Origin of the sequence: Solidesulfovibrio alcoholivorans DSM 5433 (genome assembly GCF_000702665.1) — a bacterium.
Taxonomy (GTDB): Bacteria; Desulfobacterota; Desulfovibrionia; order Desulfovibrionales; family Desulfovibrionaceae; genus Solidesulfovibrio; species Solidesulfovibrio alcoholivorans.
This window is the reverse complement of sequence record NZ_JNJA01000004.1, coordinates 337,658-352,442: the sequence shown is the minus strand read 5'-3', so window position 1 is coordinate 352,442 and position 14,785 is coordinate 337,658. Positions and strand designations below refer to the sequence as shown.

21 protein-coding genes are annotated in these 14,785 nt (G+C 66.9%); 2 read left to right on the top strand and 19 right to left on the bottom strand.

Going from position 1 to position 14,785, the window contains the following annotated elements:
• The first annotated feature begins 10 nt into the window (after positions 1 to 10).
• A complete protein-coding gene (locus Q368_RS0110150) occupies positions 11 to 502 on the top strand; it encodes a GNAT family N-acetyltransferase (RefSeq protein WP_029458960.1) in 492 nt (163 codons plus the stop codon).
• Between the two features lie 7 nt (positions 503 to 509).
• Here Q368_RS0110150 and Q368_RS0110145 read toward each other — a convergent pair whose 3' ends face one another.
• The 14 genes from Q368_RS0110145 to Q368_RS0110080 form a co-directional block, all read right to left on the bottom strand.
• Positions 510 to 884, bottom strand: coding sequence for a DUF488 domain-containing protein (locus Q368_RS0110145; protein ID WP_029458959.1), 375 nt, complete (start codon positions 882 to 884; stop codon positions 510 to 512).
• Between the two features lie 23 nt (positions 885 to 907).
• Positions 908 to 1,912, bottom strand: a complete 1,005-nt coding sequence (locus tag Q368_RS0110140; protein WP_052360100.1) for a hypothetical protein — start codon at positions 1,910 to 1,912, stop codon at positions 908 to 910.
• A gap of 20 nt (positions 1,913 to 1,932) precedes the next feature.
• The gene (locus Q368_RS0110135; protein WP_029458957.1) at positions 1,933 to 2,226 is read right to left on the bottom strand and encodes a hypothetical protein; all 294 of its coding nucleotides are present in this window, start codon (positions 2,224 to 2,226) and stop codon (positions 1,933 to 1,935) included.
• A 208-nt stretch (positions 2,227 to 2,434) separates the two neighbouring features.
• Complete coding sequence (locus Q368_RS0110130) at positions 2,435 to 3,067, bottom strand: hypothetical protein (RefSeq protein ID WP_245611317.1); 633 nt, start codon at positions 3,065 to 3,067, stop codon at positions 2,435 to 2,437.
• Positions 3,068 to 3,119: 52 nt separating this feature from the next.
• A complete protein-coding gene (locus Q368_RS0110125) occupies positions 3,120 to 3,647 on the bottom strand; it encodes a tetratricopeptide repeat protein (RefSeq protein WP_029458955.1) in 528 nt (175 codons plus the stop codon).
• A gap of 56 nt (positions 3,648 to 3,703) precedes the next feature.
• The gene (gene ilvC, locus Q368_RS0110120) at positions 3,704 to 4,693 is read right to left on the bottom strand and encodes a ketol-acid reductoisomerase (protein ID WP_029458954.1); all 990 of its coding nucleotides are present in this window, start codon (positions 4,691 to 4,693) and stop codon (positions 3,704 to 3,706) included.
• A 13-nt stretch (positions 4,694 to 4,706) separates the two neighbouring features.
• Positions 4,707 to 5,189 (bottom strand): acetolactate synthase small subunit, encoded by a 483-nt coding sequence (gene ilvN, locus Q368_RS0110115; protein WP_029458953.1) that lies wholly within the window; start codon positions 5,187 to 5,189, stop codon positions 4,707 to 4,709.
• Positions 5,190 to 5,198: 9 nt separating this feature from the next.
• On the bottom strand, positions 5,199 to 6,896 hold the full coding sequence (ilvB, locus tag Q368_RS0110110; protein WP_029458952.1) for a biosynthetic-type acetolactate synthase large subunit: 1,698 nt from the start codon (positions 6,894 to 6,896) through the stop codon (positions 5,199 to 5,201).
• Position 6,897: 1 nt separating this feature from the next.
• Positions 6,898 to 7,131, bottom strand: a complete 234-nt coding sequence (locus tag Q368_RS0110105) for a DUF465 domain-containing protein (protein ID WP_029458951.1) — start codon at positions 7,129 to 7,131, stop codon at positions 6,898 to 6,900.
• Positions 7,132 to 7,161: 30 nt separating this feature from the next.
• Positions 7,162 to 7,458 (bottom strand): DUF167 domain-containing protein, encoded by a 297-nt coding sequence (locus Q368_RS0110100; protein WP_043785519.1) that lies wholly within the window; start codon positions 7,456 to 7,458, stop codon positions 7,162 to 7,164.
• A gap of 279 nt (positions 7,459 to 7,737) precedes the next feature.
• Positions 7,738 to 8,058 carry a YggT family protein gene (locus Q368_RS0110095; RefSeq protein ID WP_029458949.1) on the bottom strand — a complete coding sequence of 107 codons (321 nt, stop codon included), beginning with the start codon at positions 8,056 to 8,058 and terminating at the stop codon, positions 7,738 to 7,740.
• Positions 8,059 to 8,283: 225 nt separating this feature from the next.
• Complete coding sequence (locus Q368_RS0110090; RefSeq protein WP_043785517.1) at positions 8,284 to 8,985, bottom strand: HAD family hydrolase; 702 nt, start codon at positions 8,983 to 8,985, stop codon at positions 8,284 to 8,286.
• A 9-nt stretch (positions 8,986 to 8,994) separates the two neighbouring features.
• Positions 8,995 to 9,810 (bottom strand): hypothetical protein, encoded by an 816-nt coding sequence (locus Q368_RS0110085; protein WP_029458947.1) that lies wholly within the window; start codon positions 9,808 to 9,810, stop codon positions 8,995 to 8,997.
• A 27-nt stretch (positions 9,811 to 9,837) separates the two neighbouring features.
• A complete protein-coding gene (locus tag Q368_RS0110080; RefSeq protein ID WP_029458946.1) occupies positions 9,838 to 10,212 on the bottom strand; it encodes a hypothetical protein in 375 nt (124 codons plus the stop codon).
• 87 nt (positions 10,213 to 10,299) lie between these two features.
• Between Q368_RS0110080 and Q368_RS0110075 the strand changes: the two genes are divergently transcribed.
• A complete protein-coding gene (locus Q368_RS0110075) occupies positions 10,300 to 10,494 on the top strand; it encodes a twin-arginine translocase TatA/TatE family subunit (protein ID WP_029458945.1) in 195 nt (64 codons plus the stop codon).
• Between the two features lie 82 nt (positions 10,495 to 10,576).
• Here the strand turns inward: Q368_RS0110075 and Q368_RS0110070 are convergent, their stop codons facing one another.
• The 5 genes from Q368_RS0110070 to Q368_RS0110050 are packed head-to-tail and all read right to left on the bottom strand — an operon-like array spanning position 10,577 to position 14,778.
• Positions 10,577 to 11,722, bottom strand: coding sequence for an N-acetylmuramoyl-L-alanine amidase (locus Q368_RS0110070; protein ID WP_029458944.1), 1,146 nt, complete (start codon positions 11,720 to 11,722; stop codon positions 10,577 to 10,579).
• A complete protein-coding gene (gene miaA, locus Q368_RS0110065; protein ID WP_029458943.1) occupies positions 11,719 to 12,645 on the bottom strand; it encodes a tRNA (adenosine(37)-N6)-dimethylallyltransferase MiaA in 927 nt (308 codons plus the stop codon). The genes Q368_RS0110070 and miaA overlap by 4 nt, the downstream gene beginning before the upstream one ends.
• Before the next feature lie 2 nt (positions 12,646 to 12,647).
• Positions 12,648 to 13,163: a pantetheine-phosphate adenylyltransferase gene (gene coaD / locus Q368_RS0110060; RefSeq protein WP_029458942.1), complete on the bottom strand. Its 516-nt coding sequence runs from the start codon at positions 13,161 to 13,163 to the stop codon at positions 12,648 to 12,650.
• Positions 13,109 to 13,714 carry a 16S rRNA (guanine(966)-N(2))-methyltransferase RsmD gene (gene rsmD / locus Q368_RS0110055; RefSeq protein WP_029458941.1) on the bottom strand — a complete coding sequence of 202 codons (606 nt, stop codon included), beginning with the start codon at positions 13,712 to 13,714 and terminating at the stop codon, positions 13,109 to 13,111. Before rsmD ends, coaD begins: the two co-directional genes overlap by 55 nt.
• A gap of 2 nt (positions 13,715 to 13,716) precedes the next feature.
• Entirely contained in the window at positions 13,717 to 14,778 is a 1,062-nt protein-coding gene (locus tag Q368_RS0110050; RefSeq protein WP_029458940.1) for an acyltransferase family protein, read from the bottom strand.
• Positions 14,779 to 14,785: the final 7 nt, after the last annotated feature.

Below are 14,785 nucleotides of genomic sequence, written 5' to 3'. Positions count from 1 at the left end.
GAGGCTCGCCATGACCGAACACGTTCCTTCCGCCATCCTGCGCCTGGGCACGGGCATCGCCCCGGCCACGGACATGGCCGTCGTGCGCCTGCTGTTCCAGGAATACGCGAACGGGCTGGGGTTCGACCTGTGCTTCCAGCGTTTCGACGAGGAGCTGGCCGGGCTGCCGGGTTGCTACAGCCTGCCCGCCGGCGGCGTCTGGCTGGCCTGGTTGGAAGGCATGCCCGCCGGCTGCGTGGCCTTGCGGCCCCTTCGGGACGGCATTGCGGAAATGAAGCGGCTTTACGTGCGCCCGGCCTACGCCGGCCAAGGCCTTGGCAGGCAGCTCGCCGAAGCCGCCGTGGCCGGAGCCAGGGAGCGCGCCTATGCGGCCGTCCGCCTGGACACGCTCACATCCATGACCGCGGCCAACGCGCTCTACGGCAAGCTCGGTTTCAAGAAAATCGCCCCCTACTGCGAAAATCCCCTGCCCGGGGCGCTCTTTTACGAACTGCAACTCTAGCGGCGCGCTACGTATCCGCCGCCGCAATTCCCTCCTTTCCCTCCAGGATGTCCTTGAGACAGACGGCATTGTTGCGCTGCGCATTCTTGGCGGCAAAAAGCAGGGTGACCACGCCTTCCCGGCTCTCCGCGCGCAGCTTTTCAAGCAGCGGCGACACGGCCGCGGCCGCCAACTCCTCCCGGTACCGCCGCCGGAATTCCTCCCAGTTGTCCGGGGCGTGATGGAACCACTGCCGCAGGGCGTTGCTCGGCGCGAGCTCCTTGAGCCAGGCCTCGAGCGCCGCGGCCTCCTTGGTCAGGCCGCGCGGCCAGAGGCGATCCACCAGATACCGCCTGCCGTCTTCCGGTTGGTGCGCCTCGTAGACGCGTTTGACCCGCAACATGCCGCCCTCCAAGCCTTAAAGGATTACCAGCGCCGCCCAAGCGCCGCGCGCCAGGGCGGGTCGAGCAGGTCCGCGTAGTCCTCCCCCACCTTGTCTGCCGGGAAGCGCCGGCCCGCAAGCTCCACATCGGCCATGCGGTAGAGCCGCGCCGGCTTGCCCAGCCCTTCGCCGGCAAAGGCGTTTTCCGGGGCCAGACGCAGCCACGACCGCCCTTCCCCGTCCACGACCCAGACCGCGCCGGGCAGAAAGACCGTGCCGCCAAGCCGCGCGCCAAGCGCCCCGAACAGCGCGGCATTGATGCGCGCAAAGGGTTCCTTGCAGAGCCGCCGCCCGCGCGAAGGCAGGGTCTCGTTACTCAGGCAGGAAACTGCGCCTTGCGGAAGGTTGTTGTAGATTGCGGACGTGGTGGCATCGCCGGCCAACACCCTGCCGATGCCGAGGTTCGCAAGCAGTGCGTCCGCCCGTGCGGCCACATGGGGCAGGTGCTCGACGCCCCGCAGACAGGGCGCTTCATGCCCGAGCCGCCGGGCCAGCAGGTACTGGCCGAGCAGCAGGATGCCCGTGCCCGCGCCGAGGTCGAACCCAAGGAAGGAGGGTCCCGGGCGGACCAGGGGCGCGCTTTCGAGCAGCGCGGTCAGCAGGTGGACGGTCTTCGGCAGGTCAAGCAGCATTTGCAGGGCGAAGCCGTGGTGCAAAAGCAGCCGGCGCAGGGCATCCTGTCCTTCGAGGGCAAGGCAGCCGCCGCGGCGGCGCACGAAGCAGCCGCACAGGCGCGTGATTTCCGCAAGGGAAATATCCTCGCCGGCGCGGTCCGGATACACATAGGCGTAGGCGTACTTGAGGCACAGGCCGGCCAGGGCGGCGGGATCAGGCGTGCGCTCCGGCCGGGCGAGCGCCGCGACGCACCCGGCAAGGCTTCCCGGCAGGTAGGCCTCGGGCGCGAGGACCGGCCCCCGGGGCGGCTCGCGTTCGAGCAGCCGCAGGGCGAGCCCGGCAAGACCGGGGCCTTGTTGCGTCCCGTCCCACACGTGCCGCGCCTCTCCAACGCCTAGAACTGGTACATGGCGTCGTAGCAGGTGAATGTGTCGGTGACACCGTTCTGGTAGCAGATCTCGGCGGCGTCATCCAAGTAGCGCACGTCGTCCATGGGGATAACGTGGCGCTTGCCAGCGACCCACATGCGGTAGACCCCGGACTGGGCGTCGAGGACCAGCGGTGGGTCTGCATAGAAAATTTCCCCGTCGTTGAGTTCGACGTAATACGTGTGGCGGGCGCAGCCGGAAAGGAGCAGGCAGCCGAGGCACAGCGGCAGGAGCACGAGACGGACGGCGCGAAGCAGCATCGAGGCCTCCCCGTATCCGGCGGGTCGCGCCGGGTCAGGGTTGTTCATACCCAATCTTCATGGCCGGTACGGCCGCCGGGAAAAGCGGCGTCACGGCATTGGCCAAAACGACCGAAACATCCCCCTTCCCAACGCTTCGCAGCACGACCCGCAGGCCAAGGGCACCACTCGAAGCGAGGCGCGTTCCTGCACACGTCGCGTTCGAGCGCTACTTGGATACCGGCTGCCGGGTTTCAGCCGCTGCAGGCGGGGCGAACTGCGCGGCCGTCTGGCGAAACAGCGCCACGGCGGCCAGAATGTCCTTGCGGGCCTGCGTCAATTCCACGCTAATGGGCTGGTCGCCGACGTTTTTCTCGGTCAGCCCCATCCACTCCAGTTCCTTTTCCAGCTTGCCCGCAATGACCCCGAGCGCCTGATGCACGAGCCCCCCGATCCTGGTGGCGTCATCGGCGCAATTTGGACCAACCTGATTGTAGATGTAAACCATGTCCCCGGCATTGAGGAAAAGCTCCCAGCAGGCCGAGAGCGAGGCGCGCAGGGCCAGGGCGTCCTTGATGCGGGAATCGTTCCCCTCCTTGGCCAGGGAGGCGTAGTAATCCTGCACCTTGAGCAGATGGTCGTACATCCGGGCGGACTGGCTGGCGAAAGCGGCGTTGAAGGCCCGGGTGTCGACCCTGGCGGCAAAGGCGCTACCGGCCAGGGTCAGGACAAGGAGCAAGGCCGCGGCCGGCAGAACGGTTCCCGCGAACACCATGCGCCAGGAAAGGTTCGCGGGCTCGCAGCCCGAAGCCTTTACGCAGGGCCGGCCGGAGCCGGACCATGCCGTGAGGATGCGTCGCATGGCTTGTTGATGGAAAATCCGCGCGGCCGCGTCAAGGGGCAAAGGGGCGCGGTCAGTTTCCGGCCGCGGCATCCAGGGGGGCCAGGGCGGCCTTGGCTTGCAAGCCGGTCAGTTCGGCCGGGCTCAGGCGTCTGGCGCTGGCGTTTCGCAACTTGACGGCCTTTTCCCGAAATTTTTCGGGCAGGGACGACGAAGCGGCAGCCAGGGAAGCGAAGTAGTAGGCCTGGGCGTCGTTGACGGGCACGCCGCCGTAGCCCCGGCTGTAGAGGTCGGCCAGCACGTAGCGGGCGTAGCCGTAGCCCGCTTCCGAGGAACGGTGCAGCCAGTGCAGGCCCTGGCCGAAATTCTGGGCGACGCTCGTGCCGTTGATGTAGGCAACGCCCAGAGCGCACTGGGCCTTGGCCTCCCCTGCCTGGGCCTTGGCCAGGACGGTTTCGAAGGATTCGGGCGCGGTAAAGGCCTGGACGGCGTCGTCCGGGTCCGGGGAAGCCGTCGTGTCCGCCCGGGCCGACGGCGCGGCAAGAAAACACAGACAAAGGGCGGCGAAAATCGCCGCCGGGCGAATTAAGATGCGTAGCATGGTGGGCTCCTCCCTCTGCAATGCGGCCGCGCCCGGGGGCGCGGCCGCGTCTGAGGCTATTTTTTGAGCCAACCCATCATGTCGCGCAGTTTCGCGCCCACCTTTTCGACGGGATGTTCGGCGTTGAGGCGGCGCATGGACAGGAAATGCGACCGGCCGGACATGTTCTCGACGATGAATTCCTTGGCGAAGGTGCCGTCCTGGATCTCCTTGAGCACACGCTTCATTTCCTTGCGCGTCTCGTCGGTGATGATGCGCGGCCCGCGCGTGTAGTCGCCGTATTCGGCGGTGTCGCTGATGGAGTAGCGCATGCGGGACAGGCCGCCCTCGTAGATCAGGTCCACGATGAGCTTCATCTCGTGCATGCACTCGAAGTAGGCGCTCTCGGGCTCGTACCCGGCTTCCACCAGGGTGTCGAAGCCGGCCTTCATGAGCTCGGCCACGCCGCCGCACAGCACGGCCTGCTCGCCAAAGAGGTCTGTCTCGGTCTCTTCGCGGTAGGTCGTGGTCAGGACGCCGCTGCGGGTGCCGCCGATGCCCTTGGCGTAGGCCAGGGCCAGTTCCAGGGCCTTGCCGCTGGCGTTCTGGTGCACGGCCACCAGGCAGGGCACGCCGCCGCCCTCGGTGTAGACCCGGCGCACGAGGTGGCCTGGGCCCTTGGGCGCGATCATGGTCACGTCCACGTCGGCCGGAGGCACGATCTGCTGGTAGTGGATGTTGAAGCCGTGGGCGAACATGAGCATCTTGCCGGCCTTGAGGTTGGGCAGGACGTCTTTTTCGTACAGCGCCTTCTGGGTCTGGTCCGGGACCAGGATCATGATGATGTCGGCCGCGGCCGCCGCCTCGGCGGCGGACATGGGGGTGAAGCCGTTTTCCTTGGCCAGTTGCCAGTTGGGGCCGCCGGGACGCTGGCCGATGACCACCTTGACGCCGGAATCGCGCAGGTTCTGGGCATGGGCATGGCCTTGGCTGCCGTAGCCGATGATGGCCACGGTTTTGTCGGCCAAGAGGGAGAGGTCGGCGTCCTGGTCGTAATAGATTTTCATTCGGGCTCCTTTTTTATTCCTGCATGCCGCGTCGCATGGCAACGGCGCCGGTGCGGGCGATTTCCTTGATGCCAAAGCGCTGGAGAAGGTTGAGCAGCGCCCCGAGCTTGTCCTGGGTGCCGGTGACCTCGATGATGAGCTCATCGAGGCTCACGTCCACCACCTTGCAGCGAAAGATGTCGACGATGCGCAGCACTTCGGCCCGTTTGCTGCCTTCGGCGTCCACCCGCAGGAGCATCATTTCGCGCTCCACGGACTTGACGCCGGTCAGATCCACCACCTTGAGCGTGGTCACGAGCTTGCGCAACTGCTTGACGATCTGCTCGACGATGGCCTCGTCGCCCTCGGTGGTGATGGTCATCATGGACAGGCCTTCGGTGAGGGTCGGGGCGACATTGAGCGTTTCGATGTTGTAGCCCCGGCCGCTGAACAGGCCGGCCACCCGGGAGAGCACGCCGGGTTCGTCTTCGACCAGGATGGAGAGGATGTGGCGCATGGACGGCTCCTAGACGAGGATCATCTCGGTTATGGACTTTCCGGCCGGAACCATGGGCGCGACGTTCTCCTCGCGGTCGATGACCACGTCCACGATGACGGTCTTGGGCAGGGCGAACGCCTCGGCCAGCACGGATTCGACTTGCGCCGGGTCGGTCACCCGGTAGCCCGCCGCGCCGTAGGCCTCCGCCAGCTTGACGAAATCCGGAGCCACGTCCAGGCAGGTGGCACAGTAGTTCTTCTTGTAGAAGAGCTCCTGCCACTGGCGGACCATACCGAGGTAGCCGTTGTTTAAGATGACGATCTTGACCGGCAGGTCGTAACAGACGGCCGTGGCCAGTTCCTGGATGCACATCTGGATGGAGCCGTCGCCGGCCACGTCGATGACGAGGCGGTCGGGACAGGCCATCTGCGCGCCGATGGCCGCGGGAAAGCCGAAGCCCATGGTGCCGAGGCCCCCGGAGCTGATGAACGAGCGCGGCCGGATAAACTGGTAGAACTGCGCGGCCCACATCTGGTTCTGACCCACTTCCGTGGTGATGACCGCCTCGCCCTTGGTCAGGCGCGAGATGACCTCGACCACGTACTGCGGCTTGATCGCGCCGCCGTTCTGGTCGTAGGTCAGGGGCTTTTCCGTCTTCCACTCGGCGACCGTGCCGAGCCAGGCGGCGTGGCGTTCACCGGGCGCGGGCGCATCCTCGGCCGGCGCGGCTTCCAGGTGTCCGCGCAGGGCAGAGAGGAAACTCTTGCAGTCGGCCACCACCGGAATGTGCACGGGCACGTTCTTCTGGATGGAGGTCGGGTCGATGTCGATGTGGACGATTTTGGCGTTTTTCGCGAATTCGCTGAGCTTGCCCGTGACCCGGTCGTCGAAGCGGGTGCCGATGGCCAGGATCAGGTCGGCGTGGCTGATGGCCATGTTGGCGGCATAGGTGCCGTGCATGCCGAGCATGCCGACCCAGAGGGGGTCGTTTGCGGGAAAGCAGCCCAGAGCCATGAGCGTGGCCGTGACCGGCATCTGCTGCGAACGCGCCAGCCAGACGAGGTCATCGCCCGCCGTGGAGGCGATGACCCCGCCGCCGGCGTAGATGATGGGCTTTTTGGCCTTGCGCAACACGTCCGCCACCTTGGCCACCTGCTTGGGGTTGGGCGTGTAGGTGGGGTTGTAGCTGCGCATCTTGATCGTCTTGGGGTACTTGTACTCGCACTTGGCCTGCTGCACGTCCTTGGGCAGGTCGATGAGCACGGGGCCCGGGCGGCCGGTCGCCGCCAGGTAGAAGGCCTCCTTGATGACCCCGGCCAGATCGCGCACGTCCTTGACCAGGTAATTGTGCTTGGTGCAGGGGCGCGTGATGCCGACGATGTCGACTTCCTGGAACGCGTCGTTGCCGATCAGCGGCGTCGGCACCTGTCCGGTGATGATGACCACCGGTACGGAATCCATGTAGGCGGTGGCAATGCCGGTCACGGCATTGGTGGCGCCGGGGCCCGAAGTCACCAGACATACGCCTACCCTGCCCGAAGCGCGGGCATAGCCGTCGGCGGCGTGGATGGCTCCCTGTTCATGGCGCGCCAGCACGTGCCTGAGGGGGTAGTTCGGCAACTGGTCGTAAATGTCGATGACCGCTCCTCCGGGAAAGCCGAAAACGACGTCCACGTCCTCGCGGCGCAAGGACTCGAGGAGGATCTGGGCCCCGGTCAGTTCCATGCTAGTGGTCCTCCGCCTTGCGGTATTTCATGAGGAGCGTTTCGATGCGCGTCTTGCCGGAAAGCTTCTTCTTCTTGATTTCCTTGAGTTCGGTCTCTTCCGAAGGGGTCAGGAAGGGCTTGCCTTCCATCTTTTCCAGAATCTTTTCGAACGCGACATGCTCCTCGTAGAGGCTCTTGAGTTCCGGATCCGCTTCGCCGTACTTGGCAATGAGCTCCAGATCGCGTTGGTCCATGGCAAAGACTCCTTGTTGACGGTTCTCGTCTTAATCCGCACCGGTCGCCAGGGACCAGTCCGGTTCGGACTCCGCTTCGACGCGAATGGTCTTTTTCCGGGATTTCTCGCCGGAAACGATGGCCACCTGCCGGGTCTTGAGCCCGAGGCAGTCGGCCAGAAACGCCGTCAGGGCGGCGTTGGCCCTGCCCTCCACGGCCTTGGCCCGCAGTCGTACGCGCAGCCTGTCCTCGCGCAGTCCGGCCAGGGCATCCTTGGCCCCGCCCGGGGTCACGGCCACGCGCAGCATCCAGGCCCCTTCTCCGGCGGCCGTCACGAAAACCGGCAACGCGCTCTCCCGCGTCCGATTTTCCCGCCCCTGCGCCAATGCTGCCACGTTTACGCCCCTCCCTGCCGCGCACGGGAAAATCCGGCCGCGCCCGCGCCGGCCGTCGTGCGGATTTTGTCGCGCCGGCCGTCTCCGGTCGGGAGGGGGAATATCATCCGGGAGGCTGGTGCGGCGTGCAAGGGATTCACGAGCATCGTGTCCGTGATCCCGGCGGCAGATCCGCCCGTTTGCGCGTGTCGTTGCGGTGTCGTGCGTCCATGCACGCTCCCCGGTTTCCGCCTAGAGGCGTCCGCCCATGCCGGCGCCCATGCCGCCCAGGCGCAACAGCGTCGGCACGAGGAACCATTGCAGGAACTGCACGGCCAGGATCACGACGATGGGGGACAGGTCCACGCCGCCGATGGTGAGAAACGGAAACCAGCGCCGGACCCGGTAGAAGACCGGATCGGTCACGGCCCGCAGGAACCGTACCACGGGATTGTACGGATCGGGGCGCACCCAGGACATCAGGGCGGCGATCACGATGACCCAGAAATACAGGGAGAGGACGATGTCCAGAACCCGGGCCAGGGCGACGAAAAAATAACCAATGATATCCATGCATCATCCTTCTACACGGCACCTATCAGGCAAACGTGCCGTAGCGCAAAAATGGCACAGCGCCTGCCATTAATCAAGTCAATTCGCGCCCGGACGGGCCGTCGCAGGCCCCGGGAACGCTGCTTGCCGGGGCGTCATCGGCCGGTCGCACGCCGCCGCCCGGGTAGGCGCGCAGTCGCGCCATAGTCCGGCGCGTCACTTTGGTGAATATATTATTTACTTGAATTATAACGAAGAGTTTCCCGTCTGGCAATCCTTGGCCGCGCCGGCGGGCAAGCCGTCCAGACAGGCGAGCAGTGTGGGGAAATCCGGGACGTACATGGCGGCCGCGAGACCGGGGTTCTTGTAGGCCCAGAAACCGACGCCGGCGGCACGGGCCGTGCGTTCGTCCAGGGCCGAATCACCGATGTAGGCCACCGCGTCCTGGGGCAGGTCCCAATCGGACAGGATGATGCGCACGCCCTCGGGATCGGGCTTGGGCCGCTTGAGGCTGCCGGCGCTGATCACCGGGTGGAAATACTGGTCGATTTCCAGGTGCGCAAGCAGCTTGTCCACGGTGTTGGTGCGGTTGGTGTGCACGGCCAGGCGCACGCCCCGCGCCGCAAACGCGTCCAGTACGTCCGTCAGGCCGTCCTCAATGTAAATGTAGGGGTAAATATCGGCATAATTGAGGTTGCGTCGCACTTCCTGGGCCTCTTCCATGCGCTCAGACGGAATGATACGCGCCAGGCATTCGTTTACCGAATGCATATGTACGTAGTCTTCCTCCTCCGGCGTGATGGGCAGCATGCCGATCCCTTCGCGGATGAGGTTGTAGTACATGCGGTTGGCATCGCGAGAATCGACCAGCACGCCGTCGCAGTCGAAGACGACGCCCTTGAGCCGGAACAGGAAGTCCGGCGGAGACGCGGGATTGCAAACGTACACGGAGGCTCCTTAGGGTTTGGCCACGACGACCGCGCGCGGGGCGTCGAGCCAGGGGGCTTCGGGATCGGGACGGGTCCGGCCGAGCAGCCGCCAGCCGGTCTCCCGGGCCGCTTCGAACGCGGCGTCCGGCGCGCCGTCCGGGAACCAGACGGCAAGGTCGGCCTCGCTTGCCGGGGCGAAAAGGATACCGGCGTCGCGCCAGGTGTCGGCGATGTCGGCGTCGGCGACGAAAAGCCCGGCTCCGGCCGGGGCCACGGCCCAGAACGCAGGCAGGGTCCTGCGCCAGGACGGGGCGAATTCCGCGGCCAGGGCAGCGGGCGGCGGCAGCGCGCCGGCCTCGTCCAGGACGTGGGCGAGTTCCTCGGCGGCGTCGTCCGCCTCCAGGCCCAGGCTTTCGGCCATGGCTTTGCGGAAGCGCGCGTCGAGCTCCCCTGCTCCGACGAGTTCTCCCAGGCTCTCCTCGACCATGTAGGCCAGGCACAGGGAGAGCTGGGCCGCCCTGGCCCGGCGGGCGGCCACGCGGGAGGGATCGAGGGCGTCCTCGAGTTCCTCGCGCGCGGCAAAGGAGGTTTCGGCGAAAAAGTGGCCGTCGGCCGTGCCGCCGAGCAGGGCGAGGTCCTTGGGATTTCTCACTTCACGGCGCAGCCGGTCGAATTCGCGCAAAAAGGCCGCAAGCTCCTCGCCACCAAGGGGCAGGACGTCCGGCCGCAGCCGCGACGCCGCAGCCTCGGGGCCAAGCCCCGGGTCGAGCAGGCGCACGCCGGCCGGCAAATCGTCGCCGGCCAGGGCCGGATGCAGATGCGGGAAAAACAGCAGACCGCTCATGGAGAAACCGTCCTTGGCGTTGTGTCGTTACGTATCCTGTCGCCGTGCGAAACGCGGACAGACGCCGGCGCAGAGGGGCAGGGCCAGCAGGCAGAGATCCCCGGTGGCGTTCGCGCAATCCGGGAACGACGTCGTATCACCGGGCGGACGCATCCGACAAGAGCCTTCCCGGGCCAGGGCCGCCGGAAACCGGGCCTTCCAGGCCAGTCCGGCCTGTTCCTCGGTCATGCCCAGGTTCTCGGCGCGCAGGGCAAAATCGTCGAACGCCCGGCCCAGGCGCAGCAGCACGGTGCACCGGTAGTTTTCGTCGAGCCCCGGGTTGCGGTGCTCCTCGTACAGGCAGCGGCCGGAGCGGTAGAATTGGCAGCCGTGCCCCGGCAACCGGGAAATCCTGGCCGCCATTACGTCTCCTCCATGGCGTCCGCCCTTCCTTGACCTGCCATGGGGCCGCGTGTATAGCCTCGACCAACCCACTCGCGGAGGCAGCGCATGTTTGGAATCGGATTCCCCGAGCTTATCATCATTCTGGTCATTGTGCTCATTATTTTCGGAGCGAACAAGCTTCCCGAGATTGGCGCCGGCATGGGCAAGGCGATCAAGAACTTCAAGAAGGCCACCAACGAGCCCGACGAAATCGACGTGACCCCCGGCAAGCCCAAGGACGACGGCCCGGACAAGCAGTAGTCCCCCCTCCTCCCGATCGCAAGGCCCCGGTGGAAGTCCCGCCGGGGCTTTTTTTTGTCGCGCGCCTCCCGCCCCGGAAGAGTCATTGCGCCGCGCCGCCCCGCAGTTGCGCCGCAGCCGCCAGCACGGCCCGACCCAGCGCCTCGGCCAGGGCCTGACGCTTTTCCGGCGCGGCCAGGACACCGGCGTCGGCCGCATGGGACAAAAATCCCGCCTCCACCAACACGGCCGGCGCATCGGCTTCGTCCAGGAGTCGAAACGGCCCCGCGCCCGCGCCGCGCACCGGCAAAGGAGAGCCCGCGGCCACGGACGCGGCCATGGTCCGGGCCGCACGCCCGGCCGCAAGGACTTGCGGCGTGCCGGCGGCCCGGCTGGCGGCAGCGAAAAAGGACTGCGCGCCCAGGCGTCCCGGCTGCATCTCCAGGCTCTCGTGGGCCGCGTTTTCCACGCGCGCGGCCGCGCCGGCCACGGCGTCGGCAGGCTCGCGGGCGAAGGCGTAAAACGCCAAGCCCGCGGCGGCGGACTCGGGCACGCGTGTGGCGTGGATGGAAACGAACAGGTCCGCGTCGTAAAAACCGGCCAGGGCCGCACGGGCCCAACCCGGCAGGGTCACGTCGGCCGTGCGGGTGAGGGTCACGGCCACGCCGTCGCCCTTGGCGGCGAGCACCCGGGCCAGGCGCAAGGCGATGTCGAGGCTGACATCCGCCTCGCGAAGCCCGGCCCCGGGCGCGCCGGGATCGAGGCCGCCGTGCCCGGCGTCGATACACACCCGGAACGCGCCTTCCCGGCCGGCCCGGGGCCCCTTGGCCAAAAGGGCCTCACGCTCGGCCTTGGCGTCGGCGGAAAGCGCCCGGGAACGCCCGGGCGGCGCGGCCGCGGACTTGCCATCCCTGGCGGGCAACGGGAACTGGCCGATGGTTTCGGCCATGATCCGCGACAGGGTGTCCTCGGGATTGAGGCGCACGGCCATGGTGAAATGCGCAAACGCCTCGCGCGCGTCACCGCGCTGGAGCCAGGCGCGCCCGAGCAGGGCCTGGACGCGGTCGTTGCGCGGGTCCTTGCCCTGAGCTTCCTTGAGCAGCGACAGGGCCGCATCGGTCTCGCCGCCGGTCAGGGCGGCCTGGGCCTCGCGGGCCAGTTCGTCGGCGCTTTCGGCCCGCGCGACGGTCACGAAGGCGAGGCTGTAAGACAGGAGCAGACAGAGGAAAACGCCCATGCGGCGGTTCATGCCCCGCCCTCCCCGCGCCAGGCCGCGACGGCGCGCACGATGCCGGCCGCGTCGTCCGGGGAAAACCAGCGCACGCCCGGCTCCTTGCGAAACCAGGTCAATTGACGCTTGGCATAGGCGCGCGTACTCGTGAGCCAGGCGGCCTTGGCCGCTTCCAGGTCGCACGCGCCGCGCAGATGGGCGACGAGTTCCGGCCCGCCGATACCGGAAAGTCCGGGCGCATCGATGGGATAGCGCGCCAGCGCGGCGCGCACCTCTTCCACCGCCCCATCCCGGACCATGGCTTCGATGCGTGCGGCCAGACGCGGCGTGAGCGCGTCCAGATCGGTTTCGAGGCCGATCTTGCAGACGTTCCAGGCGGGCGCGTCGGGATCGGGCTGCGTATGCCACCACGTGAGCGTGCGCCCCGTGGCCTTTTCGACTTCGAGCGCCCGGGTCACGCGCTGGCGGTCGGCCGGGGCGATGCGGGCGGCGGCGTCCGCATCGACGGCGGCCAGACGCGCGTGCATGGCCTCCGGCCCCAGGGTGTCGTAGTCGCGGGCCACGACCTCACGGATGTCCGCCGCGATCTGGGGAATGGGGGCAAGGCCCCCGAGGATGGCACGGAAATACAGCCCCGTGCCGCCGACCAGAAGCGGCAGCAGGCCGCGTTCGAGGACGGACTGCACGACGAAACGGGCCCGTTTGGCGTAGCTTCCGGCCGTGACGACATAGTCGATGGGCGTGTCACCGTAGAGGAAATGCGGGCAGCGCACCTGCTCCCCGGGCGTGGGCTGGGCCGTCAGCACGGCCAGGCCCGCATAGACCTGCCGGGAATCGACGTTGACCACCGCCCCGCCCAAGGCATCGGCCAGGGCCAAGGCCGCCCCGGTCTTGCCGGTGCCCGTGGCCCCGAGCAGGCACACGACCTTTGCGCCGGCCATGCTCACGCGCCCTTGTCCGCTCCGGCGAGGCCGAATTTCTCGAGCACACGCTCGCGGACCAGCTCCGGGACCATGCCGCGGATCTCGCCGCCGTGCTTGGCCACTTCCTTGACGATGGTGGAACTGATGTAGAGCCACTGGTAGTCGGTCATGATGAATACCGTCTCGATGCTGCGGTCGAGCTTGCGGTTCATGAGCGCCATCTGGAATTCGAATTCGAAGTCGGAGACGGCGCGCATGCCGCGCAGGATGACGTTGGCGCGGCGGTGCTTGACGTAGTTGACGAGCAAACCCTGAAATCCCTCCACCATGACGCTCTCGTCATGCTCGAAGACGTCCTCGGCGATGGCGACCCGTTCGTCGAGGCTGAAAAGGGGCGTCTTGTGGGAATCCCCGGCCACGGCCACGATGACCGAGCCGAACACCTTGGCCGCCCGGCGCACCAAGGAGACGTGGCCGTTGGTCAGGGGGTCGAAGGTGCCGGGGTAGACGGCGACGCAGTTTCGCATGGCGTCCATAGGATGATCCTCGTTTGCCCATAGGCGCGGTCGGTGACCACGGCGAGGGCGTCCGGCGCATCGGCCGGGTCGAATGCGGCAGCGGCTTCGATTTCCGCCGCGAGCACGCCGCCGGGCGCAAGGAGCCCGGTCGCGACGACGCCGGCGAGCGTCGGCGGCAGAAGCCCGAAGCCGTACGGCGGGTCCACGGCGATGAGGTCGAACGGCCCCCCGCCGCCAAGGCGCGGCAACGCTTTCGCCACATCGGCCTCGACCACCTTGGCCTCGGCCGGCGAAAGCCCGAGCGCGCGCAGGTTTTCCCGCAGCATCTTCGCGACGGCGGGATTTTTTTCCACGAAAACGCATTCCCCGGCCCCGCGCGAAAGGGCCTCGATGCCGACGCTGCCCGCGCCCGCAAAGAGGTCGAGCACGCGCGCGCCCGGAGCAAGAGCCTGCCTCGCGGCCAGCATGGAGAAAAGAGCCTCGCGCACGCGGCCCGTGGCCGGGCGCAGCCCGACCGCTTCCATGACCTTGATGCGCCGGCCGCCGAAACGGCCGGCGATGACGCGCATGCTCATCGCCGGCGCGCCCCCGTGGCCACGGCGTAAACGGCTGGGGCATAGCGCGCAAGGAGCAGCCCCAGGCCCGTGCACAAGGCGAAAGTCACCCCCATGAGCAGCGCCATGTAGCCGATGCCGACCCAGGTCCCGGACGTGGGGTGGAAGATATAGCGGGTCCCGTAGATGAGGTAGGAGAGCACCGGCTCATGGGTGAGGTACACGAAAAACGAGACCCCGGACAGTTCGAGCAGGAATTTGGACCGGCCAAGCCAGGGATAGCCGGTGAGCAGCCACAGGGCGAGCGTGCCGAAGATCATGTCGTGGCGGTAGAACATATGGTAATATGGCGGATAGCCCTTGAAGTACTCCACCCAGCTGACCGCGGCAAGGGCGGCAAGGCCGAGCAGCAGGCCGAGCCACGTATAGCGCCGTGCCGCGTCGAGGTCGACCCCGGTGCGGGCGAGCATGCCACCCGTGTAAAAAAAGAATGCGCCGCTCAGTTCCACCGCCAGCCCCTGTTGGGGCACGAACATCCACACGGCCCAGAAGAGCAGGACGCCGAGCCGCGGGATCTCCTCGATCACGAAGAAAAACACCGGTGCGAGCAGGAAATAGACCCAGAGGTCGCGCAGGAACCATAGTGGATAGACGGCCGGAAAGCGGTAGACGCCAAGGAGGTACTTGAGGATGCCTTCCGCGCGCAGGCCGTTGATGTCGCCCATGTAGGGGGCTTTGTTGAAAATGAGGATGAGCGCGATGGTGATGGCGTTGAAAAGCAGATACGGAAAAAGGATGGTGCGCGTTTTCTTGAGCACCATCTTGCGGTAGGCGTCCAGGGTCGGCTTGTAGGTGAGGTAGAACAGGTAGCCGGAGATGAAGAAAAAGACCGGCACGCACAAGCGGAAGATGTTGTGGTTGACGACGATGAGCACGGCGCGCAAGGCATCGGGAATCTCCTTGTAGTAGGCCTGCAGGCCCTTCTCGGCATGGACGCCGACGACAAAGATGACGAGAAGCGTGCGCAGCACGTCGAAACGCCTGGAAATATCCGGAGAAACCAGAGTGCGGGTGGACATGGGCGGT